The organism is Kribbella shirazensis, assembly GCF_011761605.1.
Classification (GTDB): domain Bacteria; phylum Actinomycetota; class Actinomycetes; order Propionibacteriales; family Kribbellaceae; genus Kribbella; species Kribbella shirazensis.
The window spans coordinates 4,334,958-4,359,092 of sequence record NZ_JAASRO010000001.1 but is presented as its reverse complement, the minus strand read 5'-3'; the positions used below and the strand labels follow the sequence as shown (position 1 = coordinate 4,359,092).

Sequence of the window (24,135 nt, the reverse complement as noted above, 5' to 3'; positions counted from 1 at the left end):
CATGAACGTCACCAGTCCATGGCCTGCAGTGGTGAGCGCCACCGAGCTGTCCAACAGCTTCCTCGGCAATCTGCTCGAGATCTGCTTCGTCACCCGGGACCACCGGCGCACGATGGAGGGCCTCGTCCGTCTCGGCATCGGGCCCTGGCGGATCTATACCTTCGACTCGCGGACCGTCACCGAACGGACGTACCACGGCGCCGCGGCCGACTGGGCGATCAAGGTCTGCTTCGCCGACGTCGGCGACCTCGCCGTCGAGATCATGCAACCGCTCTACGGCCCGTCGATCTTCCAGGAGTACCTCGACAGGCACGGCGAGGGCATCCAGCACCTCGCCTTCGACGTGGCCGGGCGGCCGTGGTCCGAGCGCCTCGCCGAGTTCGCCGGGCGGGGCTTCGAACCGACGCAGTCGGGCCGGTTCATGGACCGCAACGCCTTCGCGTTCTTCGCCACCGGGGAAGCGACCGGCACCGTCTTCGAGACTTACGACATCCCCGCCGGCTTCACCTGGCCTGAGCCCGAGGAGTGGTTCCCCGGGCCGCCGCCGGCGGGACAGCAGCCGCCACTTCGCATCCAGGAAGGCACCTCGTGACACAAATCTCCGACCGAACCCTCGTCCCCGCGCGGACCGGCCGCGCTGTGCGGGTCGAGCGCGGCAGCCTCGTGCGGGTCGTCGATGTCGAGGGGCAGCAGGTCGGGGACCTGTTCGCGTACGTCGCGGGGCCCGCGGGCGTCACCGGTGAGCACCTGAGCGCCTCGCACACCCGGACCGCGACCAGTCGGCTGTTCCCGGCGATCGGTCAGGCCTTCGTGACGAACCGGCGCCGGCCGATCCTGACCCTGGTCGAGGACACCTCGCCCGGCCGCCACGACCTGCTCATCGCCGCCTGCGACGACGCGCGGTACGCCGCGTTCGGCGTACCGGATCACCCGTCCTGCGCCCGGAACCTGCGGACCGCGCTCGCGGTCGACGTCGACGTCGTACCGCAGCCGGTGAACGTCTTCATGCAGGTACCGGTGACGGCGAACGACACGCTCGACTGGTTGCCCGCGACAACGAAACCGGGTGACTCGATCACGTTCCGCGCCGAACTCGACTGCGTCGTCGTGGTCTCCGCCTGCCCCCAGGACCTGACCGTCATCAACGGCAACGGTCCGACCGACCTCGCGATCGAGGTACTGCGCTAACGAGACCGGGACATGTCGTCCGCTTCGAGCGCCAGGTAGAGGTCCACCCGGTCGTCGGTGCGGGCGACGTCGCGGCCGGTCAGCTCGGTGATCTTCGCCAGCCGGTTCCGCAAGGTGTTCACGTGTACGTGGAGCGCGGCCGCTGTCGCGCCGAACTGACCGTCGTGCGCCAGGAACGTCCGCAGGGTCGTCTCCAGTTCACCGTCGCGCAGACCGTCGTACTCCCGCAGCGGACCCAGCATGCCGTCCGCGAACCCTTGCAACGTCCCGGAGTCCTGCAGACCGAGCAGCAGCCGATGCGTACCCAACTGCCGGAACGACGCGACGGCTGTGCTCCCCCGCCGCCGCAGCACCTGGCACGCCTCGCGCGACTGAACCAAAGGCTGCCGCAACTCCCCCGCCGACGCGGCGACCTCGCCGAACCCCACCACGGGAGAACGGTCCGGAAATCTCTTCTGCACCGCCGAACACAGCGCATCCGCCAACCGCGCGACGTCCTGCCGTGGACGCTGCAGTACGGCGACGACATCCTGGCTGCCGCCCGCGACGACCACCGCCAGGCTCTGCCTGAGGAAGAACTCGGTGACCGTCTCCGTCAACCCGGGCAGCGTCGATTCGGTACCAGCTGCGAAGGCGACCGTGAGCACCACCAACTCCCCCGACGGATCCACCCCGAACGCCCGGAGCCGGTCAGGCACCTCCGCCGCCCGCTGCGCACCGGACAGGATCATGTCGAGAAGCTCGCTGGCGAAGCGCAGCTCGATCGCCTGGATCGCCTGCTGCTTCGCCACCTCGAGGCTGAGGAACCGCGCGGCCTGATCGAGCGCGTCCTGCTCCGACCTGCTCAGCCCGCTCACCGGTCGCATACACACCAGCGCGGCATCCGTGTCGCCCACGGCGCCGACCAGGAAGACCGTCGCCCGGCCTTCCTCACCGCCGAGGTCCACTTCAAGCGGTGGTGGGTGCCTGGCCAGTCCTTCGGCCACGATCCGGCGTTGCTGAGCGGTCAACTCGACACCCGCGGCCGCCAGCGGCCTGGCCATCCGGTCGACGACGGCAAGCGGCAGGTCATGCTCCCGCCGGAGAACGGCCAGTACGCCGGACGCACCGGCGCCATGGGAGATCGCGGAGGCCAGCGCGTCACCGCGCCGCACCATGCCGACCAGGGCGTCGCGACGCTGATCGGCGTGGATCGCCGACGCGGCCTCGGTCACCGCGGTGAACGGGACCTCGATCGAGATCTCCACCAGCGGCATGCCCTCGCGATCGCAGGCCGCGATCAGCTCGGGCGGGGTGACCGGCGTTTCGTTGCGCAGACCGAAGACGATGCCGGCGGCACCGGCCCGCCGTACACTCGCCGCGAACGCCGCCGCGGTCGTCTCGTGCAGCCACAGGCCGTTCGTCAGCACGATCTCGCCCGCGCGCACGTACGGCGAGGGGTCCGGCAACTCCGTGTTGTGAACCCACAACGCCTCGCGCCCGACCGCGCCCGCGGGTCCGGGGACCAGGAGGCGCAGTTCGAGCGCGGGGTTGTCGAGCAAGGTTGCCAGACTCAACATGCTGTGAAGATATCCAGTGAGATCCGAAATCGCTAGAGATCTACCTACTGCCCCTGGGAGGTGGCTGCTGGTTTTCTGAGCCAACTCGTTTCCCCTGGGAGGCCGTCACCATGACCACACCGGCACCGTCCGAGACAGCACCGTCCGAGGCAACACGTTCTGAGGCAGTACGTTCTGAGGCTGTACCGTTCGACGCCCACGGCGTCGCTCCGATCCCGCCCGAGGCCCGGGACTCCAGCCCCCGCGAGCAGTTCTGGATCTGGGCCGGCGCCAACCTGGCCCCGATCAACTGGGTGCTCGGCGCGCTCGGTATCACGCTGGGCCTCAGCCTGCTGGAGACCCTGCTCGTCGTTGCCGTCGGCAATGTCCTCGGCTGTGCGCTGTTCGGGCTGCTCAACGTCATCGGGCACCGGACGGCGGTCAACCAGATGGTGCTAGGCCGCGCGCCGTTCGGCCGCCGCGGCGCCGTCGTCCCCGGCGTGGTCCAGTGCCTGCTGACCATGGCCTGGGTCGGCGTGAACACCTGGGTCGTGCTCGACCTGGTGCTCGCCGTACTCGCCAAGATCGGGATCACCGGCGGGATCGGCCTGGAGTACCTGGTCGCCGCGGTGATCATGGTCGCTCAGCTCGGGCTCGCGCTGTACGGGTTCTACGCGATCCGTACCTTCGAGAAGTGGACCGTCCCGCTCACCGTTCTGGTGATGGCGGCGATGACGATCCTGGCGCTGAGCAAGGCCGATCTGCACTGGACGGCGGCCACCGCCGGCACGCCTGCCGAGAAGTTCACGGCGATGACGCAGTTGATGACCGCGATCGGTGTCGGCTGGGGTATCTCGTGGCTCCCGTACTCCGCCGACTACAGCCGTTTCGTGCGTCCGGAGGCGTCCAGCCGGTCGGTCTTCTGGTCCTCCTCGCTGGGCATGTACATCCCGACGGTGTGGCTGGCGGCGCTGGGCGCCTGTCTGGCGAGCGCGGGTACCGGCAGCGATCCTTCGTCCCTGGTGATCAACGCGTTCGGCGTCATGGCCGTGCCGGTGCTGCTGCTGATCATGCACGGACCGATCGCGACCAACATCCTGAATCTCTACTCCTGCTCGCTCGCCGCGCTGTCGATCGGTATCGACATCGCGCGCTGGAAGCTCACGCTGTTCGCCGGCGTGGTCGCGTCGGCCGTCCTGGTGATCTTCGTGCGCGCCGACAGTTTCGGGCACGCGTTCGACAACTGGATGGTGTCGATCCTGGTCTGGATCAGCCCGTGGAGCGCGATCGTGGTCGTCGACTACCTGATCCTGCGGCGCGGCCGGATCGACATCCCGGGGTTGTACGCGCGGGCCGCGAAGTCGCCGTACGGGCAGTGGAACGTCCGGGCGCTGATCAGTCTCGGTCTCGGACTGGTCGCGGGCTGGAGCTGGCAGTACGGACTCGTACCGGTCATGCAGGGCCCGATCGCGATCGCCATGAACAACACCGACTTCTCCTGGCTGTCCGGCTCCTTGGTTGCCGGCGGCATGTACTACCTGACGTCCCGCCGAGTCGTCGTCCAGTCGCCCCAACTGGGCCTGGAAGGCCGGTAACCGCTGGGGCCACCTCCCCCACGCGGCACGGCACCACACTCGAGCGGGCCAAGGGCCGGTCATCCCCTGCGATGACCGGCCCTTACCTTGTTCCACAGCCGCCGCCGGGCTTCCTCAGCATCTCGTGGGTGGGCGTCCGAGATGCTGGGTTTGCGGCCGGTATCTCGGACGCCAACCCTGCAACTGATGGGCTAACCCACCAAAGGAGGGCAGCACGGGTCAGCGGCGCCGCGGGTCAGGGGGCGCGACCGGGGACACGGCAGCGGGCGCGGGTCAGGGGGCCGGGTAGGGCGGGCGGCTGGGCCGGGTAGGGCGGGCGGCTGGGGTGGGTAGGGCGGGCGGCTGGGGTGGGTTAGGGGATGAGGGTGTCGAAGTGGGCTACCGCGGTGAGGACGCGGTGGTCTTCGCCGGAGGTGGCCGACAGTTGGAGGCTCGCGGTGTGGGCGGGCATGACGGCGCTGGGGCTGTCGAGGTAGCTGAGGGCCATGGTGAGGCGGAGGGCTCTGGCGTTCAGTGCGTCCTCCGCCTCCGGCGAGGACCTGACCTGCTCCAGCGTCGGCGCGTCGATCTCCACCGGCGGGCTGACGAGGATCGCGTCGCCGAGTTCGCGGCGGTACTGCGCACGCAAGGCCGGCATCGCCTGCCTGAGCGGCTCCGCCGAACGTTCACGGGCCCGCGTCCGGGCGCGCTCGAGGCGCCGGCGGACCGGCGCTCCGAACAGCTCAGGGTTCCGCTCGAAGTGTCGCCCGTACGCCGCCAGCGCCTCCTCCTCGACGATCGCCAGGTGCTGCGCGTGGATCGACCGGGTGATGTCGAGCGACTCGACCCGGCGGCGTTCGAACCGGACGCCGTACGACCGCAGCCTGTCGATCGTGGCGTGGAACCGCTCGAGTACGGCGCTGTCGCAGCTCTCGAGGTACTCGTCGTGCGGCAGCACGAACGTCGTCGGACCAGCTGCCCCTGGCTCTCGAGGGTCGGCGGCGAGCACCGCGTCCGTCGTGAGCAGCGTCGCGGCGTCGGCGGCCAGGATCCCGACCGTGTCGAGGGTGGGCGCCAACGGCAACATTCCCTCGTCCGGATAGCGGCCCAGACTCGGACGGAACCCGAAGATTCCCGTCCAGGCGGCCGGAATGCGCGCGGACCCGGACGTGTCGCTCCCGAGCGCGACCGGCACGATCCCCGCCTGTACGGCGGCCGCGGAGCCGGACGACGACCCGCCGACGATGTGATCGACCCCGTCGCGTTGCAACGTCGGGGTACCGAAGCGGTCGTTGACGCCGAGACCCGAGTAGGCGAGCTCGCTGAGCGTCGTCTTCCCGATACAGACACCTCCGGCCGCGGCGATACGCCGTACCGCCTCGGCGTCCTGCCGCGCGACAGGCCGACCGTCGAAGAACCGCGAGGCCCCCGAGGTCCGGGTCCCGGCGAGATCGAACACGTCCTTCACGGCGTACGGCACACCGGCGAGCGGACCGCCGTACGTCGCCGCCCGCTCACCGTCCTGCTCCGCCCGAACGGACGTGACCTGAAGGAAGACATCGGGCGCCGCACGCGCCGCCGCGACTACATCGCTGCCGTGGGCAAGAGAGGTCACAGGTGCTGCCCCGCGGGAGCCGGGTCGATCGCGGCCGAGGCCACGAGCGCGCGGTTCCGCGACTCCTCGCCGAGCAGGACCGTGCCGATCAGCCCGGCGAGGTTCACGCCGGCGAGCAGCCACATCACCGCGCCGGTTCCCCAGTCGGTCAGGATCGTGGGCAGCAGGAACGTACTGGCGACCGCGCCGATGCGGCTGATCGCCACCACGATCCCGGTCGCCGTCGCACGGACGGCGGTGGGGAACAGTTCGTTCGGCACGATGATCTCGATGAAGTTCGACGCGCCGGAGGCGAGCGCGTAGACGGCCAGTGCCGCGAACAGCGCCGCCGGCGGCGCGTCGGGGAAGAGCGCGACGACCGCGAACGCCGCGGCCATGATCACGAACGTGACCGTCAGCAGCGGGATACGGCCGACACGGTCCACCAGCCACAGCCCCGGCACGCTACCGACCACGAACAACAGAGCGATGACGACTTCCGGGAGGTACGGCGAGTCCGTGCCGATGCCGATGCGATGCATCAAGGCCGGACCGAAGCTGTAGATCGCGAACAGCGGCACCACATGCGCGATGAAGAAGATGCTGACGTAGGCGATGCGCCGGATCGAGGTGCGGTTGAGCAGAGCCTCTGTGGCCTCGACGGGCGGTTCGACGAGTTCGTTCAGCTCAACGTGCCGTCCCCAGATCTCGTGGGCGATCTTCTCGGCCTCGGCGCGACGACCACGGCTCAGCAGCCAGCGCGGCGATTCGGGGGCGCTCAGGCGCAGGACCAGTGTGACGACACCGATCACCGCCGGAGAGGCGAGCATCCAGCGCCACGCGTCGTCACCTGTGGACGACAGCAGCCAGCCGGTGCCGGCGGCGAGCGCGGCACCGAGACCGAAGGCCGCGAACAAGGCACCGAGCAGGCGGCCGCGATAACGGCTCGGCACGAACTCGGCCAGCAACGAACTCGCGATCGGATAGTCCGCGCCGATCATCACCCCCAGCACGAAGCGCAGGACGACGAGCTGCCAGGTGTCGGTCACGAGGGCACTGAGCACCGAGACCACGCTCAGCGCGATCAGGTTGGCGATGTACATGACCTTGCGGCCGATGCGATCCGTCAGCCGGCCGAACACCAGACCGCCGACGAGGATGCCGGCCAGGGCGGCCGCGGCCGCGAGGCCGATCTCGGTCGAGTCGAGGTCGAGGGCGGGGCCGAGCGTGATCAGTGCGAGGCCGATGATCGTCACGGCGTACCCGTCGAGCAGCGGGCCGCCCGCGGAGAACGCGGTCAGTTTGAGGTGGAACCGCGTCAACGGCGCACGATCGATGAAGGACTGATCGGTGACGGAGGGGACGGTGCTCATGGGGAGCTCCTCGTGGTCGAGGTGAGGGGTTGTGCCCGGTCAGGGTCGGGAGTGGGCGACGGGTCGCCGGGCACCCCGCGAGTCGATCTGCCGGGACGTGAGGAAGACCGAGCCGATACGGCCCAGAGGGCGTACCGCCGCGGACCTGATGCGACCGTCCGGAGCGAGCAGATGGTCCGCGGCATGGGCGGCCACCACGGTCCCGAACACCAGGGTTTCGCGCCCTGGCTGTCGCGTTTCGAGCAACGTGCATTCGAAGGCGGCGAGGCAGCCGTCGATGACGGGCGGCCGCACCACCTCGGCGTCGGCCGTCGCCAGCGCGAGGTCGGCGAGCTCGTCGAACGAGGGATCGGTGTCCTCCGCGCTGCGCGCGACCTCGGCGACGAGGTGTTCGGGAGCGATGTGGACGACGAACTCACCGGTCGCCACCACGTTGGCGAGCGTGTCCTTGCGACCGCCGTCGTCCCGCGGCTCGACCGCGATCATCAGCACGAGCGGATCGGTCGACGCGACGGTGAAGAAGCTGAACGGGGCGAGGTTCCTGGTGCCGTCGGGGCTGAGCGAGGTCACCCACGCGATCGGGCGGGGCGCGAGGGTCCACGAGACCATCGCGAAGCGCGCCGCGGGGTCCAGGTCGCCGATCGGGACGGGGATCATCACGGTGCCCGCACCACGTCGTACTCGACGGGCCTCGGCGTCGCACCCAGTCCGTTCGTCGGCGCGATGTCCTGCGGGCACGCGGACAGTACGACGACAACGTCCTGCAAGGCCCGCAGCCGGACCTGAGCGCCCGGGCCGGCCACCGGCGGCTCGATGCCGATCGAGCCGTCGGCCGCGACCGGGACCCGCATGAACAGGTTCAGCGGCTGGGGTACGACGGGCAGCGGCTCGATGTCCGCGGCGGACAGTGCCGCGAAGTAGTTGTCCCGGCAGTTGTCGTGGTACCCCGGGACGCCGAGTTGCCGGTACCGGACGACGTCGCAGCTCGGGATCAGGAGATCGTGCCGGCCACCGCTCGTGTCCCCGACGATCGCCAGCATGGGCGTCCGGGTCGTATCGACGAGTTCGTCCCCGAGCCGGACGGTGAGCCGTCCGGTGCTCATCCAGGTGTGGGACGCCGAGGCGAACCGGGAGACGTCGTCCGCCGCCAGCGCCCAGGTGTCGACGACCTGCTGGCCGTACGTGTTCGTCACGACGAGTTCGTCCTTGGTCGCGAGGTGGATCGCGACACCCGTCCTCGCCGCCAGCTCCGTCATTCCAGTTCCTCTCACAATGAGCTACCCAAACGTTTGGGTGGCGTTGGACCAGGACGGTACGCAAACGATTGGGTAGTGTCAACGGCCAAGGCCCCGACCACGAGGGAGAAGCCGATCCGATGACGAAGCGGCAGGCGCCGACGTTGCGGACCGTGGCCGCGGCGGCCGGGGTGGACGTGTCGACGGTTTCGCGGGTGCTGAACAGCGGTCCCCCCGAACGGGAACGCTGGGCGGGACCCGAGACGGTCGAGCGGATCCTGCGGACCGCGGCGGAGCTCGGCTATCGCCGCAATCCGCACGGCGCGAGCCTGCGCACCGCGCGGTCGCAACTCGTCGGCGTCATCGTTCCGCGGCTGCAGGACTTCGTGCTCGCGACGATCTTCGAGGGCGTCGACCAGGCGGCGGCCGAGCGCGGGTACGCCGCCTTCGTGACGAACTCGCTCGACGACCCCGCGCAGCGTGAGGCCCGCGTCGAACAGCTCCTCGGCCGGCGAGTCGACGGGCTCGTCATCTGTGATGCCCGTACCGACGATCCGCTGTTGCGGATGCTCGACGCGCGCACCATCCCGTTCGTCCTCGCGTTGCGAACGTCCGGCGACCACGTGGGCGCCTTTGCCGACGAGGTCCACGGCGGCCGGCTCGTCGCGGAGCACCTGGCGAGCCTCGGGTACCGGGACCCGGCGGTCATCGCGGGACCCGGGTACGCATCCACGGCGAACGACCGCGTCGACGGTTTCCGCGAAGGACTGCGGGCGCACGGTCTCACCCTCTCCGACGATCGCGTCGTACGGACCGGCTTCGACGCCGAGGCCGGACGAGCGGGAGTCGCCGAACTGCTCGCCCGCGGCCCGGCACCGGACTCCCTCTTCGCAACCAACGACTTCGCCGCGATCGGCGCGATCGGCGCCCTCCGCGACCACGGACTGCGCGTCCCGGACGACATCGGCGTCGTCGGCTACAACGACACCCCGCTCGCCGACAGCCTGCCGGTGCCGCTGACAACCATCCGTTCACCGATGCTCGACATCGGCCGCGCAGCCTTCACCCTCCTCGAACGTCACCTCACAGCCGAGCCCCCCGAGTCACTCACTTTCACCCCAACCCTCATCCCCCGAGCCTCGACGAAAACTGTGCGGCGCTGACGGCTGCGCTCGACTCGCGTACCACCAGGTGCGGCGTCACCTTGGCGGACTTACGGTCCTTGCCGTCGATCAGGTCGATCAGCAGCGTCGCGGCCTGCTCCCCCATTTCGACCAGCGGCGCGTGGACGCTCGTCAACGGGACCGGAAGATCGCGCGCCATCGCGATGTCGTTGTAGCCGACCAGTGCGACATCGCGCCCGACCTGAAGGCCCTCGTCGCGCAGCACTCCCATCGCGCCGATCGCCGCGGAGTCGTTGACGGCGAACAGCGCCGTCGGCCGCGGCGAGAGACCGAGCAGCTCCCGCGCGGCCCGGCGGCCGCCCTCCGGATCGAACTCGCTGTGCACGACGTAGCCGTCCGGCACGGGGCAACCGGCGCGGTCGTAGACCTGGGTGAATCCCCGGACCCGATCGAGGGCCGTCGGGTAGCGGGGGCCGGCGATCACGCCGACCGTCCGGTGGCCGGCATCGAGCAGATGCTCCGCCGCCAGCCGGCCGCCCAGCTGGTCGTCCCCGGTGACGGCGACGTGCCCGCGGGCACGATGGTTGACCAGCACGTGCGGTGTCCGCGGACGGCGCAGTGCGGTGTAGATGTCCTCGTCGAGGGTCGCGTCGCCGATGATCAGCCCGTCGACCCGGCGGCTCAGCAGCATCTCGAGCCGTTGCCGCCGCCGCTCGGAGTCGCCACTGGTCGTGGTCACGATGGTCTGGTAGCCGAGCCGGAAGGCGGCCGTGTCGATACCACTGAGAATCGTCGCCAGGACCACGTCGTGCAGCTGGGGCAACAGCACACCCACGACGAAGCTGCGCCGCGTGCGCAGGCTCGCGGCCGTCAGGTCGGGGCGATAGCCGAGCTCCTCGGCGATCTCCCGGACCTTCAGCTCGGTGGCCGCGAAATCGGCCCGCCGGGGACCCGGCGGGCGACGCAGGATTCGCGACACCGTCGACGGATGGACCCCGGCACGCTCCGCGATCAACTTGTGGGTCGCCCGTTCCTGTGCCGACCGGGCGGCGTCCTCGTCGGCCATCGAACTCCCTTCTCGTGCTGCGCCAGGGTCGCACGGCTCCCCGGAAATCCCGGCACTGACCTCTTGACAACTCAGCTACTGCATTCGACTGTAGCTAGGTGCAGTCGAATGCAGCAAGAGCTCATCGCCGGGAAGAGACAGATCATGAAAAGACTCACCGCAGCAGTCGCCGGGATGGCGCTGGTGCTGGCGGCATGTGGTACTTCTGATGCCGCCGGGGACGGGACCGGGCCGATCAAGATCGGCCTGTCCACGCCGCTGTCCGGTTCGGCCGCCTCGCTCGGAGAGAGCGAGCGCAAGGGCGTCGAACTGGCCGTCGCCGAGGTCAACGACTCCGGTGGCGCCGTCGGCGGCCGCAAGCTGGAACTGGTGGCGCAGGACAACGCGTGCAACCCCACCGACGGCGCCTCGTCGGTGTCGAAACTGATCACCCAGGAGAAGGTGTCCGCGCTGATCGCCGCGCTCTGCAGCGGGGTGACGCTCGCGGCGATGCCGATCGCGCAGCGGAACAAGGTCCCGATGGTGGTGGCGACCTCGACCTCCCCCGACATCAGCAAGGCATCCGGTGCCGGAGGCAACAAGTTCGTCTTCCGGATCAACCCCTCCGACGCCAACCTGGCCGACGCGCTCGCGTCGCATCTGGCCGGCGGGAAGGCCAGGAAGATCGCGATCCTGGCCGAGGACAGCACCTACGGCCGCACCGGGGCCGAGGCCCTGAAGCAGGCGCTGACGAAGAACGAGCTGTCCGTCACCGTGACCGACTACGCCGCCCAGGGTACGTCGGACTTCGCGACCTTGATCAGCAAGTACCGCAACAACGGCACCGAGGCTGTCGCGCTCTACATCTCCGGCGCCGACCACGTCGGCTTCCTCCGCCAGGCCGCCGCCGCCAAACTCGGCCTGCCGTTGACCGGGCGGGTGGAACTCGAGGGCGACAACCTCACGATCCTCCGCGACAAGCAGTTCGCCGGGTCCACGAGCGTCTACCCGTACAGCTCGATCGTCCGGACGCCGGAGAACGAGGCCTTCGTCAAGAGCTTCCAGTCCAAGTACGGCGCCCCGCCGACGTACGAGGCCTTCGAGGGCTACAACGCGGTCAAGACCCTGGCCGACGCGATCAAGCGCGCCGGGAGCGGCGACGCCGAGGCGATCCAGAAGGCACTGGAACAGACCGATCTGAAGTCGCTGACCGGCGGCACGATCAAGTTCGACGCGAACAACCAGGCCCACGACAAGGCCTTCATCCTCGAGGTCCGCGACGGCCGGCCGGTGGTCGTGGCCGACGTCACGACCTGATCCGCGACCACCACCGAAGGAGCTGAGCGGGTGATGCCATGTACTCCGTCGAACTGATCGTCAACGGCATCGTGCTGGGGTCCGGGTACGCGCTGCTGGCAGCCGGCCTGGCCGTGATTTTCGGAGTCCTGAACGTCGTCAACTTCGCGCACGGCGCCCTCTACATGCTGGGCGCCTTCGCGGCGCTGTTCCTGATGCCGGTGACCGGGTACTGGCTGGGGCTGGTGCTCAGCACCGCGCTGATGGCCGCCGCCGGGGTGCTCCTGCACGAGGGCATCCTGCGGCACCTGCCACCGGACGGCGCGTTCTCGCGGACCATGTTGCTCACCCTCGGGCTGGCGATGATCATCCAGAACGGCGCGGTGCTGATCTGGGGTGCGGGCCCTCGGCAACTACCTGTGGAGAGCGTGCCGGCCGGGCAGCTCGACCTCGGTCCGGTCGGCGTGCCGCTGGCGCGGGCGTGGATCGTCGTGGTCTCCGCCGTGACCCTCGGCGGGCTCTACCTGGTGCTGAACCGGACACAGATCGGCCGCGCGATGCGCGGCGTCGCGCAGAACCCGACGGCGGCTCTGGTGGTCGGCATCTCGCCGCTGCGGATCGGCCGGTTCGCGATGGCGCTCGGAGTCGGACTGGCCGGCCTCGCCGGCGCCACCATGGCGCCGGTGTTCACGGTCAGTCCGCAGATGGGGATCACGATCGTGTTCAAGGTCTTCGCGATCGTGGTGATCGGCGGCCTCGGCAGTGTCCCGGGGTCGGTGATCGTCGCGTTCGCGGTCGGGATGCTGGAGAGCTTCGCCGGCGGCTACGGCTCGGCCATCACGCAGAGCGTGAGCGTCTTCGCCTTCATGATCCTGATCATGCTGGTCCGGCCGCGAGGCCTGTTCGCCAGAGAGGTCCGGGTATGAGCGTGATGGCATCCTCCCGCAGGCGGGTGACCGGCGGGCTCCGGGCCCTGAGCCCCCGGCCCACCACCGCACGCAGGTTCGGGCCCTGGCCGGTCCCGATCGCGTTCTTCGTCTTCGTTCCCCTCGTACTGCGCAACGACTACTACATCGACGTGGCGTCCGTCGCGATGACGTTCGTCGTGCTCGGAGCGGCGTTCAACCTGCTGTACGGGTACGTCGGTCTGCTCTCCTTCGCCCAGGTCGCCTTCTTCGGCATCGGCGGGTACGCGACCGCCTGGCTGGTCACAGCGACCGGACTCTGGCAACCGCTCGCCTTCCTCGCCGGCGGGCTGGTCGCCGCGCTGGCCGCGACGGTCGTCGGGCTGGTGACCGTGCGGTTGTCCGAGGGCGCCTTCGCGATCATCACGTTGAGCTTCACCTTGCTCTGCGCGGTGGTGGCCGCCGAGTGGACCAGCGTGACCGGCGGGCGGCAGGGCATCTTCGGCCTGCCGGCGCCGCAGTTCGCGATCGGCGCGGTGGAACTCGAGGCCGTGAGCCCCAGCCAGTACCTGTGGCTGCTGTCCGGTTTCACGCTGGCCGCGCTGTGGGGCATGCGCCGGATCGTGGTCTCGCCGGTGGGCAAGGTGCTCGTCGCGATCCGCGACAACGAGGCGCTGGCCAAGGCGCAGGGGTACTCGACCAACCGGTACAAGCTGGCAGTGTTCGTCGCCTCGGCGTTCGTGACCGGGATCGCCGGGGCGCTACACGTGTTCCGGCTGACCGCGATCGACCCGTCGGTCTTCGACTTCTACCTCATGCAGGTGATGTTGATCGTCGTCATCCTCGGCGGCGCCGGGACGTACTGGCCCGTCGTCGTCTCCGCGGTGGCCTTCGCCGCCCTGCCGGAGTTCCTCCGGCTCGCGGACGAGGCCCGTCTGGTGCTGTACGGCGTCCTGCTCGTCGTCGGGCTCGTCTTCACGCCGCAAGGGCTGGGCGGGACGTTGAAGGAACGCGCGATCCGCCGCCGTCTGCGTGACCTCGAGGAGGACAGCTGAGATGACCGCCACCGCTACGCCGGTCCTGGAGGTCAGCGGCCTGGGGAAGTCGTTCCTCGGCGTCGCCGCCCTGCAGGACGTCGGTTTCACCCTGCGCGAGGGCTCCGTCCTCGGTCTGATCGGCCCGAACGGCTCCGGCAAGTCGACCGCGCTGGACTGCATCACGGGGTTCACCCGCCCGGACTCGGGCCAGGTGCGGCTGCGCGGTCGCGACATCAGCGGCCGGCCGGCACACCAGATCGCCCGCAGCGGTTTGGTCCGGACGTTCCAGACGATCCGCTTGTACGACGAGCTCACCGTCGGCGAGCACCTGGGGCTCGCGCTGCGCGGGCTGTCGGCCGAGGACGCCGGATCGGACGATCTGCGGCAGTACTGGCTCGAAGCGTTCAAGCTCCTGCGGTTCCGGGACGCGCCGGCCGGCATCCTGTCCTACGGCCAGAAGAAGCTGGTCGCGCTCGCGGCCGTTCTGGTGGCCAGACCCGCCGTCGTCCTCCTCGACGAGCCGCTGGCCGGCGTCAACCCACTGGTGATCGAGGTGATCGACCAGGCGATCAAGCACGCCAATGAGGCCGGGCAGACGTTCCTGATCATCGAGCACAACGTCGAGTTCATCACGTCGTGCTGTGCCGAGGTCGTGGTGCTGGACGCCGGCCGGAAGCTCGCCGAGGGACCACCGTCGGTCATCTGGGACGACCCGGCCGTCTACGAAGCGTTCCTGGGCAGAAAGGCCGATGATGACGACGACACCCGCTGAACCGGCGCTGCGGATCGAGAACTTCTCGGCCGGCTACGTGGCCAGAGTGCCGATCGTGAACGAGGTGAGCCACGCCGTTCCGGCCGGTCAGGTGGCCACGGTGGTCGGGCCGAACGGCGCCGGCAAGTCGTCGTTGCTCAAGGGGTTGTACGGCCTGACCCGCTGGTCGAAGGGCAGTGTCGTGGTGGCCGGCACCGAGGTCACCCGGCTGTCCGCGTGGGAGCGGCTACGGGCCGGCCTCAGCCTGGTGCCGCAAGGCCGGTGCAACTTCCCTTACATGACGGTGCGGGAGAACCTCCAGCTCGGCGTCGCGACGCTCCCTCGCAGACAGCGCGAGTCCTCCGTGGCCGTGGCCCTGGCCGAGTTCCCCGCGCTGGAGGCGCACCTCGGCCGGATGGCCGGGAACCTCAGCGGCGGTCAGCAGCAACTGCTCGAGATCGCGATGGCGATGGCCGCGCGGCCGCGGATCCTGCTCATCGACGAGCCCTCGCTCGGCCTCTCCCCCGCGGCGCGGCGGCTGGTCTTCGACAAGCTCCGGCAGATCGCGGCGACCGGTGTCTGCGTGGTCATGGTCGAGCAGAACGTCGTCGAGGGGCTGGCCGCCTCCGACCTCGGCATCGTGATGGTCGAGGGCCGCATCCACCGCACCGGGACCGCCGACGCCATCGCGAACGACCCGGAGATGAAACAGGTCTTCCTCGGCGGGCGCCCCGGCACGGAGCCCGCGCACGCACCCCACTCGACCTCCGGAAGGGATCAGACGTGACGACTGTGGTGGCCGGACAGCTGAGCCGGATGAGACCGGGCGAGGTCGGACGCGGACTGCTCGAGGCCGGAACCCTTGCCAGTGGCAACGTGATCGGGGTGCCGTACCTCGTGGCCCGCGGCCGCGGCGACGGCCCGTGCCTGTGGGTGAACGCCGCGGTGCACGGCGACGAGTCGCAGGCCGCGATCACCGCCGCGGAGTTCTTCCACCGTGCCCGTCGCGAGACCCTGTTCGGGCACGTGGTGGTCACCCCGGTGGCGAACCCCTCGGCGTTCGACCAGCGGCGCAAGCACTCGCCGTACGACGGTGTCGACCTGGACCAGAGCTTTCCGGGGCGCCGCGACTTCCTCGGCACCCAGCAGCTGGCCGCCCGGCTGTTCGACGAGATCGAGCCGGTGGCGGACGTGGTCGTCAACGTGCACACGATGGGGCCGTTCCTCGAGGCCGTGAACTACGCGGTCTACAAGCTGCCGCCGGAGGGCCAGGACGAGAAGGCCCTGCTGGCGCGGATCGCGTTGCTGGATCCCCGAGTGGCCTGCCGGATGGACGTGTCCGGAGCCGGTGAGCTTCCGGGCCACATCGAGGGCGCCCTGGACTACCAGCTGACGCTGCGCGGCAAGCAGGCCTTCATGCTCGAGGCGGGAGCCAGCGGGAGCGTCGATCGCACGGCCATCGACCGTGCGACGGCCGGGTTGCTCAGGCTGGGTCAGGCTGTCGGCACCATCGACGGTCCTCCGGTGGAGACGCCCGCGAGCATCTGCCGAGCGACACGGCGTACGCACGTGACCAGTACCGAAGGCGGGTTCTTCCACGCCGCCGTACGTCCGGGGACGACGCTGGCGGCGGGCGAGCCGCTCGGCACCATCTACAACGTCTTCGGGGACGTGGTGGAGATCGTGACGATGTCCGGGCCGTGTCTGGTCATCGGCGTACGCCAGGATCCGGCCGTCCATTCGGGTGACCGGGTCGGATTCGTCGCCACCGAGTGGGACGAGGTCTCGCTCGCCGGGGACGCGGCATGACCGGGCAGCGGGTCGTCGTCCCCGGCGGGGAGACCGGCCATGTCGAGGTCCGCGCAGGGCAGCTCGTGGAGGTCGTCAACACCCTCGGCGGGCAGGTGGTCGACACCTGGTTCTTCAGCCTCGAGGACCCGGACGAGTACACGTCGATGAGTCACTCCCGGGCAGCGATGCGGACGTTGCGACCGCGCGTCGGCGACTCCTTCGTGACCCGGTCCCGCCGGCCGATCGTCACCCTGCGCGCAGACACCTCGCCCGGCGTGCACGACATGACCATGCCGCCGTGCGACCCGTGGCGGTACGCGCAGCTGGACGCACGCGGCCACCGCAACTGCGCGGACAACCTGCGGGCCGTACTGCGCGACACCGGACGCAAGTGCCCTGACGTGCTGCCCGATCCGCTGAACCTGTTCCAGAACTCGCCGGCCGACGCCGACGGACACATCGAGTTTCTCGAGTCGCCGGCCGCCGCCGGCGCGACGGTGCGTTTCGAGGCGTTGCGCGACCTGCTGGTGGTCGTTTCCGCCTGCCCGATGGACATCATGCCGATCAACGGCGGGCAGCCGCGCGAGATCGAGCTCGTCGCACTCGAACCGGACGAGGAGCCGGAATGACGACCGAGCGGCCCGGCGACCCGAGTCAGTGGTCGCTGGAGGAGATCCAGGACGCGGTCGTGGCCGGCCGCGTGACGCCGTACGACGTTGTGGACGCCTCACTGCGGGCGCTCCAGGACTGGGAGCCTGTGGTCGGTGCCTTCACGAGTTGGGACGAGGCCCGGCTGAACAGCAACTCCGCCGACACGGCCGAACGGCTTCGGCGGAGTGCGCCGGCCCCGTTGGACGGAGTCGTGCTGGCGGTCAAGGACAACATCCAGGTTGCCGGTCGGCCGCTGACCGCCGGCTCGTCCTGGTGGCAGGTGACCCCCGCCGTGAACGCCGAGTGCTGGCAGGCGCTCGAGGAGGCCGGGGCGATGTACCTGGGCCAGACGAACCTGCACGAGTTCGCGTTCGGCGCCACCACCGTCAACCTCGCCGCGCAGACCACCCGCAATCCCTGGGACGTGGAACGCGCCGCCGGCGGCTCGAGCGGCGGAAGTGCCGTCGCCGTGGCGATCGGGGCCTGCGGTGCGGCACTGGGGACGGACACCGGCGGCTCGGTGCGGATCCCCGCGGCGCTGACCGGCGTCACCGGGTTCAAACCGACGTACGGCCGGATCCCTCTCACCGGCGTGGTCCCGCTCAGCCCGTCGTGCGACCACGTCGGCGTCCTCAGCCGCACCGCCGCCGGTTGCGCGCGGGTGTTCGGCAATCTCCCGGGGCAGCGCCGTTGCGACACGGGGACCTGGCCGGACCGGACCTTCGCCGGCCGGCGGATCGGAGTACTCACGGCGCACCTGAACCGCTCGGAGCCCGAGGTGGTGGCCGCTGTGCAGCGAGCCTTGACGATGCTCGAGGAGCTGGGCGCGGAGCTCGAGGAAGCCACCGTGCCGAACGAGCACGAGGCCAACGCGGTCACCTCGACGATGGTCCGGTTCGAGGCGGCGCAGGTGCATCGGAAGTGGCTGCGCGATCCGGCGGTCAGGTACGGCGCAGACGTCCGCGGACGTCTCGAGGAAGGGCTCTCGATCAGCGCGGACCGGTACCGGGAGGCGCGGGAGCGGCGCGGCGAGCTGGCCGCCGCGATTCTGGACGCACATCACGGCTTCGACGCCGTCGCAGGCCCGACCGTGCCCATCACGGCCCCGACGATCAGCTCGTGCGTGCAGGCAGCGGGAGCCGCCGTCCAGTCGGCACTGCTGAGCAACACGTACTGCTACAACGTCACCGGCCAGCCGGCCATCTCCGTGCCCTGTGGCCTCACGTCCGAGGGACTGCCCGTCGGCCTGCAACTCGCCGCGGGACTCGGGCACGACGACTCACTCGTCGAGCTGGGCGTCGCTCTGCAGCGGGTCACCCGATGGCACAACGCGCGGCCGGTGTTGCAGCGGAGTCCGGCATGAGCCAGGGCCTGATCAGCAGCAGTCATTGGGGACCGCTCCGCGCGACCGTGTCCGACGGACGGCTCAGCGTGGCGAGTCACGAGCTCGACCCGGATCCCTCACCGATCGCCAGGAACCTGATCGCCGCGAACGGCCACCGGTCCCGCGTGTTGTTCCCGATGGTCCGCCGCGGCTGGCTGGACGGCGGACCCGGACCGGATGCGGCCAGGGGCGAGGACGAGTTCGTCCGGGTCAGCTGGAGCACCCTGTACTCCGTGCTCGGTGACGAACTGCGCCGCGTGATCGATGCCTACGGCAACTCCGCGGTCTTCGGCGGATCGTACGGATGGGGCAGCGCCGGCCGGTTCCACCATCCGCAGAGCCAGGTGCACCGGTTCCTGAACCAGCTGGGCGGTTACACGCGCTCGGTCAACACCTACAGCACCGGCGCGTCGAGCGTGATCCTGCCGCACGTCCTCGGCGCCGATGTCGACGCGGTCCATGGCTTGACCAGCTGGGACGTCATCGACCGGCACACCACGATGATCGTCGCGTTCGGCGGTCTGCCGGTGAAGAACCTGCAGGTCGCGCCCGGCGGCATCACCCAGCACCGCAGCGCGGAGCGGCTGCGCCGGATCGTCGCCGACGGGACCAAGGTCGTGGCGATCAGCCCGGTGCGTGACGACTGCCCACCGGGACCGGGTGTGGAGTGGCTCGCCATCTCCCCCGGCACGGATGTGGCGCTGATGCTGGCCCTCGCCTGGGTACTCGTCGACGAGAACCTGCACGACGTGGAGTTCCTCCGCACGCGGTGTGCCGGGTACGACGAGTTCGAGCAGTACGTCACGGGCCGGTCCGACGGCGTACCGAAGCGACCCGAGTGGGCCGAGACCGTCACCGGCGTACCGGCGGAACGGATCGTGATCCTCGCGCGGGAGATGGCCGCGCACCGGACGCTGGTCACGGTGACCTGGTCGTTGCAGCGTGCCCGGCACGGCGAACAGCCTCCGTGGGCGGGGATCGCCCTGGCCGCGATGCTCGGGCAGATCGGCCTGCCCGGCGGCGGCTTCGGCCACGGGTACGGGTCGATGGGCGACGTCGGCGTACCGCAGCGAGGCTTGCGGCTGCCGACGCTGCCCCAGGGGATCAATCCGGTGACGTCGGTCATTCCGGTGGCCCGGGTGGCCGACATGCTCCTCGATCCCGGCGGCCGGTACGAGTACGACGGCACGGTCGCGGCGTACCCGGACATCAGGCTCGTCTACTGGTGCGGCGGCAACCCGTTCCACCATCACCAGGACCTGTCCCGGCTGCGCCGCGCGATGGCGCGCCCCGACACGGTCGTCGTGCACGAGACGCACTGGACCGCGACCGCGAAGCACGCGGATGTCGTCGTACCGGCGGCGACGTTCCTGGAGCGGTCGGACATCGGTGCCTCGCGCAACGATTCCGCGATCGTCGCGATGCGCCGGATCCTCCCGCCGCCCGGCGAGGCCAGGACCGACTACCAGACCTTCGCAGAACTCGCCGACGTCCTCGGGGTCCGGGCGGCGTACACCGAGAACCGCACCGAGGCGGAGTGGCTGCGGCACCTGTACGAGACCTGGACAGCCACCCAGACGGCGGACCTGCCGGACTTCGACGCTTTCTGGGGCGCAGGGCACCTGCTGCTGCCGTCCGTCGAGCCGGAGCAGGTGATGCTCGCCGCCTTCGCCCGCGATCCGACGGGCGCTCCCCTGTCGACCCCGACCGGACGGATCGAGCTGACCTCTGAGGTCGTCCGGTCCTTCGGGTACGACGATTGTCCGGCGCACCCGGTGTACTTCGCGCTCGAGCAGAACGCGGCGTACCCGTTGACCTTGGTGACGACCCAGCCCGCACGACGGTTGCACAGCCAACTGGACATGGGCGCCCATAGCCAGGACGGCAAGGTCGACGGTCGCGAGCCGCTGACCATGCATCCCGGCGACGCCGCTCGGCGTGGCATCGCCGACGGCTCCGTCGTACTGATCAGCAGCGCCCAGGGGCGGTGCCTCGCGTCGGCACGGCTGACCGACGCCATCACGTCCGGCTGCGTGCAGCTGGCCACCGGCGCCTGGTACGACCCGATGGATCCCGCCGACCCGCACAGCCCTTGTGCGCACGGCAACCCGAACGCTCTGACGCGCGACGAGGGAACGTCGCGCCTCGCCCAGGCCTGTACCGGCCAGCTGGTCGGCGTCCAGGTCGAGGCCTGGCGCGGACCGGTTCCGCCGATCACGGCGTACGAGCCCCCGTCGTTCACCGACATTCACCGACAGGAGACCCGACCATGACCGGCCCTGAAGCAGTTCCGTCGCTCGCCTTCGACCAGGTCGAGCGCTGGCGCGAGTCGGCCGAGCCGCACGCGCTCCTCGACGTCCGGGAGCGTGGCGAGTACGCGCTCGGCCAGATCCCGGGGGCATGCCCGTTGCCGCGCGGCCTCCTGGAGATCCTGCTGCCCCGCCTCGTTCCCTGGCCTGACGTCCCGGTGGTGCTGTACTCACGGGGAGAACATCGCAGCCGGCTGGCCGCGAAGACCTGTCGGGAGCTGGGCTACCGGTCCGTCTTCGTGCTCGACTCCGGGATCGACGGGTGGTCGCGCGCCCAGGACCGATCACCGGCGTACGGCGTGAACGTGCTCGGCAAGACCTTCGGTGAACGGCTGTCGATCGAGGGCGAGGTCGAGCAGCTGGACCCGGACAAGGTCGCTCCGTTGATCGAGTCCGGTACCGCCCTGGTGATCGACGCCCGGACGGCCTCGGAGTACGCGAAGGGCCACCTGCCGGGCGCCGTCAACATCCCCTCCGGCGAACTCGTGCAGACCCTGCTACGCGCCGGCGTCGACCGCGAGCGCGACCGGCAGGTCATCGTGCACTGCGCGGGGCGGACGCGGAGCATCGTCGGCGCCTACCTGCTGCGGCAGGCCGGCTTCGAGAACGCCTACGCGCTGCGCAACGGAACCATGGCCTGGAGGATGTCCGGACGCGACCTGGACTTCACACCACACGACTTCGGCGAGGCCGGGCACGACCCCCGCGCGGTGGCGTTCGCCGAGCGCTTCGCGGACCTGCCCGCTGTCCGCCCGGTCTCGGCCGACGACCTGGCCGCCCGTCCCGATCCGGTGTATGTCATCGACGTACGCCAGCCACACGAGTACGCCGAAGGTCACCTGCCGGGTGCACTGAACTGTCCCGCGGGTCAGCTCGCGAACGCGGTCGACGAGCAACTCGCGGTCCGTGACGCGCTGCTCGTCTGCTACTCCGGGGACGAGACCCGGTCACAGCTCGGCGCCGGTCTGCTCGCGCGGATCGGGTACCGCCGGGTCGCCTGGCTGGCCGGCGGACTGAACGCCTGGCGTGCGGCCGGCCGGCCGGTGGCGCCCGGTCCGGCGAAGGCGTACCTGGACGAGCTCGACTTCGGCCAGGACGTGCCGACGGTGGACACGACCGGGCTCGAGGCCCGGCTGGACCAGGACGATCCGCCGACCGTCATCGACGTACGGCGGAGCAGCGAGTTCGCCCTGTCGCACATCCCCGGGTCGGTCTGGATGCCGCGCGGCGATCTGGAGCGGCGGATCGGCACCGTTGCCGAACGCTACGACCCGCTGGTGGTGGTGTCCGATCGCGGTCTGCGGTCGGCGCTCGCCGTCCGGACGCTGGTGGAGCTCGGCTTCCACGACGTCGTCCACCTGCAAGGCGGTCTGGTCGCCTGGACCGCCGCCGGAGGCGCCATGGTCGAGGGGCTCGACGGCGCGGACGTGTCGTTGCGCGAGGCCAAGGAGGACGCCGAGCTCGTCGCGCCGCGGCCCGCCCTGCTGGAGCGGAACCGCGACGACATGGTGCGGTACCTGGACTGGGAGGAGCGGCTCGGTGCCGAGCTGGCGGCCGGGACCGGTGAGGGTCATGCGTCCTGACGTGAGGACCGCCGCCGTCCGTCCGGCGTTCGGGCTCTCGGTCGCCGAGCTCCGCGGCCGGGGCGGCAAGAAGTGGCACACGTACGACGACGACGTCCTGCCGGCATGGATCGCCGACATGGACTTCCGGCCGGCCGACGCGGTCCGTGAGGCAGTCCTCGACATCGCCCGGGCCGGCGACTTCACCTACCGCCCGGATGCGATGCTGCGGCTCGCGGCGGCCACCCTGGCGGACCGGATGCGCGCCAAGTTCGGTTGGGAGATCGACCCGGATCGGGTCACCGTGCTGGCCGACCTGGTCCAGGGCCTCACCGCGACGGTGCTCGCCTACAGCGCGCCCGGTGACGGTGTCGGCGTGCTCACTCCGATCTATCCGCCGTTCGTCAACGTGCTGCGCAGCACCGGGCGCCGCTTGGTCGCCGTACCGATGACCGACACACCCGGCGGCTTCACCGTCGATCTGGACGCGCTCGAGCGCGCGCTGCGGCCGGACGACGTCACCGTCCTGCTGCTGTGCAACCCGCACAACCCGACGGGCCGGGTGCTGACCCGTGCAGAACTGTCCGCGATCGACGGGCTGGCGGCCCGTCACGGCGTGGTCGTGGTGTCCGACGAGATCCACGCCGAGCTCGTCTACGCACCCCGGCGGCACATCGTGACCGCGACCGTTTCACCGACCGCCGCGACCCGGACCGTCACGCTGCAGTCCGCGACGAAGGCCTTCAACCTCGGCAGCCTGCGATGCGGGTTCGTGCACTTCGGCTCCGAGGACCTGCACCGGCAGTTCGACCGGGTGATTCCGGACCGCCTGCTCGGACGGGTCTCCGGCGTCAGCATCGCGGCGACCGTCGCGGCCTGGCTCGAGGGCGACGACTGGCTCGGCCAGGTACTGCGCCAACTGGCCGCGAACCGTGATCGGGTGACGCAGTGGGTCGCCGCCCAGGACGGCCGCGTCCACGCGCACGCGCCGGAGGCGACGTACTTCTCCTGGCTGCGGCTGCACGAGTCCAGCCGCGAACCGGCCGCGGACGTGCTGTTGCGGAACGGGCGGGTGGCCCTGCATCCCGGTCAGCAGTTCGCACCCGAGTGCTCCTCGTGGGTCCGGCTGAACTTCGCCACGACTCCCGAGATCCTCGACGACATCCTCGCGCGTGTGTCCACCGCGCTCAGCACGCATCAGGTATCCATCAGCGGAGGCAACTCATGACGTACACCCTCGAGCAGTTCGTCCACGACCTGCAGGACCTCACCACCGCGTCCGACCGTCCTGCGGACAGCGAGCTCGCGACGATCGTCGCCGAACGCCTGCAGGAGCTCGTGATCCACCCGGACGCCGTACCCGCAGAGTTCCGGCAGCGGGACCCGCAGCGTGGTGGACGGGGCCGGTACATGTTGCACCGGGCACCGACCTTCAACGTGACCTCGATCGTCTGGGCCCCGGGAGAGATCGCTCCGCCGCACAACCACGAGACCTGGGGAGCGATCGGCCTGGTGTCCAACGCGATCGAGGAACGCCGCTACGAGATCCTGGCCGACGACACCGTCCGCCCGACCGAACACGAACGCCACCGCCGGGGTGCGGTCTCCGTCCTGATCCCCGACGAGGACGTCCACTCGATGCACAACCTGACCGACACCGACACCGTGGAGATCCACGTCTACGGCAAGGACCTCACCGGCCTCCCCCGCAAGCAGTGGTCTCTGGAGGGCGACACCATGCGCACCTTCCAGAGCTCCAAGTACTTCAACTGCTGACT

At 70.1% G+C, this 24,135-nt stretch carries 22 protein-coding genes; 16 read left to right on the top strand and 6 right to left on the bottom strand.

Annotated features, from left to right (window positions below; translation table 11 throughout):
- The first annotated feature begins 1 nt into the window (after position 1).
- Together BJY22_RS21220 and BJY22_RS21215 are read left to right on the top strand one after the other, a co-directional pair.
- Complete coding sequence (locus BJY22_RS21220; RefSeq protein WP_167209382.1) at positions 2–592, top strand: VOC family protein; 591 nt, start codon at positions 2–4, stop codon at positions 590–592.
- Positions 589–1,188: a DUF1989 domain-containing protein gene (locus tag BJY22_RS21215; protein WP_202891201.1), complete on the top strand. Its 600-nt coding sequence runs from the start codon at positions 589–591 to the stop codon at positions 1,186–1,188. Before BJY22_RS21220 ends, BJY22_RS21215 begins: the two co-directional genes overlap by 4 nt.
- Here BJY22_RS21215 and BJY22_RS21210 read toward each other — a convergent pair.
- On the bottom strand, positions 1,185–2,747 hold the full coding sequence (locus tag BJY22_RS21210; protein WP_167209378.1) for a PucR family transcriptional regulator: 1,563 nt from the start codon (positions 2,745–2,747) through the stop codon (positions 1,185–1,187). The two genes, BJY22_RS21215 and BJY22_RS21210, sit on opposite strands and share 4 nt — an antisense overlap.
- A 110-nt stretch (positions 2,748–2,857) precedes the next feature.
- Between BJY22_RS21210 and BJY22_RS21205 the strand changes: the two genes are divergently transcribed.
- Positions 2,858–4,321, top strand: coding sequence for a purine-cytosine permease family protein (locus BJY22_RS21205; protein ID WP_167209376.1), 1,464 nt, complete (start codon positions 2,858–2,860; stop codon positions 4,319–4,321).
- A 352-nt stretch (positions 4,322–4,673) separates the two neighbouring features.
- On the opposite strand, the gene BJY22_RS21200 is transcribed toward BJY22_RS21205, so the two are convergent.
- From BJY22_RS21200 to BJY22_RS21185, 4 genes are read right to left on the bottom strand one after another with little or no spacing between them, the layout of a single operon-like run.
- Positions 4,674–5,915, bottom strand: a complete 1,242-nt coding sequence (locus tag BJY22_RS21200; protein ID WP_167209374.1) for an amidase family protein — start codon at positions 5,913–5,915, stop codon at positions 4,674–4,676.
- Entirely contained in the window at positions 5,912–7,267 is a 1,356-nt protein-coding gene (locus tag BJY22_RS21195; protein WP_167209373.1) for an MFS transporter, read from the bottom strand. Before BJY22_RS21195 ends, BJY22_RS21200 begins: the two co-directional genes overlap by 4 nt.
- A 39-nt stretch (positions 7,268–7,306) precedes the next feature.
- Positions 7,307–7,924: a flavin reductase family protein gene (locus BJY22_RS21190; RefSeq protein ID WP_238351150.1), complete on the bottom strand. Its 618-nt coding sequence runs from the start codon at positions 7,922–7,924 to the stop codon at positions 7,307–7,309.
- A complete protein-coding gene (locus tag BJY22_RS21185; protein ID WP_167209369.1) occupies positions 7,924–8,523 on the bottom strand; it encodes a DUF1989 domain-containing protein in 600 nt (199 codons plus the stop codon). The genes BJY22_RS21190 and BJY22_RS21185 overlap by 1 nt, the downstream gene beginning before the upstream one ends.
- A 119-nt stretch (positions 8,524–8,642) precedes the next feature.
- Here BJY22_RS21185 and BJY22_RS21180 point away from each other — a divergent pair, with 119 nt between their 5' ends.
- Entirely contained in the window at positions 8,643–9,665 is a 1,023-nt protein-coding gene (locus BJY22_RS21180; RefSeq protein ID WP_167209367.1) for a LacI family DNA-binding transcriptional regulator, read from the top strand.
- On the opposite strand, the gene BJY22_RS21175 is transcribed toward BJY22_RS21180, so the two are convergent.
- Entirely contained in the window at positions 9,628–10,692 is a 1,065-nt protein-coding gene (locus tag BJY22_RS21175; protein ID WP_167209365.1) for a LacI family DNA-binding transcriptional regulator, read from the bottom strand. The genes BJY22_RS21180 and BJY22_RS21175 overlap by 38 nt on opposite strands.
- A gap of 144 nt (positions 10,693–10,836) precedes the next feature.
- Between BJY22_RS21175 and BJY22_RS21170 the strand changes: the two genes are divergently transcribed.
- Genes BJY22_RS21170 through BJY22_RS21115 form a run of 12 tightly spaced genes read left to right on the top strand, consistent with a single transcriptional unit; the run spans position 10,837 to position 24,133 of the window.
- A complete protein-coding gene (locus BJY22_RS21170) occupies positions 10,837–11,988 on the top strand; it encodes an ABC transporter substrate-binding protein (protein WP_167209363.1) in 1,152 nt (383 codons plus the stop codon).
- A gap of 38 nt (positions 11,989–12,026) precedes the next feature.
- Entirely contained in the window at positions 12,027–12,893 is an 867-nt protein-coding gene (locus BJY22_RS21165; protein ID WP_167209361.1) for a branched-chain amino acid ABC transporter permease, read from the top strand.
- A complete protein-coding gene (locus BJY22_RS21160; RefSeq protein WP_167209359.1) occupies positions 12,890–13,927 on the top strand; it encodes a branched-chain amino acid ABC transporter permease in 1,038 nt (345 codons plus the stop codon). Before BJY22_RS21165 ends, BJY22_RS21160 begins: the two co-directional genes overlap by 4 nt.
- A gap of 1 nt (position 13,928) precedes the next feature.
- Positions 13,929–14,681, top strand: coding sequence for an ABC transporter ATP-binding protein (locus BJY22_RS21155; RefSeq protein WP_167209357.1), 753 nt, complete (start codon positions 13,929–13,931; stop codon positions 14,679–14,681).
- Entirely contained in the window at positions 14,659–15,447 is a 789-nt protein-coding gene (locus BJY22_RS21150; protein ID WP_238350418.1) for an ABC transporter ATP-binding protein, read from the top strand. Before BJY22_RS21155 ends, BJY22_RS21150 begins: the two co-directional genes overlap by 23 nt.
- On the top strand, positions 15,444–16,469 hold the full coding sequence (locus BJY22_RS21145) for a M14 family metallopeptidase (RefSeq protein WP_167209353.1): 1,026 nt from the start codon (positions 15,444–15,446) through the stop codon (positions 16,467–16,469). Before BJY22_RS21150 ends, BJY22_RS21145 begins: the two co-directional genes overlap by 4 nt.
- Positions 16,466–17,080: a DUF1989 domain-containing protein gene (locus tag BJY22_RS21140; RefSeq protein ID WP_167209351.1), complete on the top strand. Its 615-nt coding sequence runs from the start codon at positions 16,466–16,468 to the stop codon at positions 17,078–17,080. The genes BJY22_RS21145 and BJY22_RS21140 overlap by 4 nt, the downstream gene beginning before the upstream one ends.
- Positions 17,077–18,465 (top strand): amidase, encoded by a 1,389-nt coding sequence (locus tag BJY22_RS21135; RefSeq protein WP_167209349.1) that lies wholly within the window; start codon positions 17,077–17,079, stop codon positions 18,463–18,465. The genes BJY22_RS21140 and BJY22_RS21135 overlap by 4 nt, the downstream gene beginning before the upstream one ends.
- Positions 18,462–20,759 (top strand): molybdopterin-dependent oxidoreductase, encoded by a 2,298-nt coding sequence (locus BJY22_RS21130; RefSeq protein WP_167209347.1) that lies wholly within the window; start codon positions 18,462–18,464, stop codon positions 20,757–20,759. Before BJY22_RS21135 ends, BJY22_RS21130 begins: the two co-directional genes overlap by 4 nt.
- Entirely contained in the window at positions 20,756–22,378 is a 1,623-nt protein-coding gene (locus BJY22_RS21125; protein ID WP_167209344.1) for a rhodanese-like domain-containing protein, read from the top strand. The genes BJY22_RS21130 and BJY22_RS21125 overlap by 4 nt, the downstream gene beginning before the upstream one ends.
- Entirely contained in the window at positions 22,368–23,585 is a 1,218-nt protein-coding gene (locus BJY22_RS21120) for a MalY/PatB family protein (RefSeq protein ID WP_167209342.1), read from the top strand. The genes BJY22_RS21125 and BJY22_RS21120 overlap by 11 nt, the downstream gene beginning before the upstream one ends.
- Positions 23,582–24,133, top strand: coding sequence for a cysteine dioxygenase family protein (locus tag BJY22_RS21115; RefSeq protein WP_167209340.1), 552 nt, complete (start codon positions 23,582–23,584; stop codon positions 24,131–24,133). Before BJY22_RS21120 ends, BJY22_RS21115 begins: the two co-directional genes overlap by 4 nt.
- Positions 24,134–24,135 lie beyond the last annotated feature (2 nt).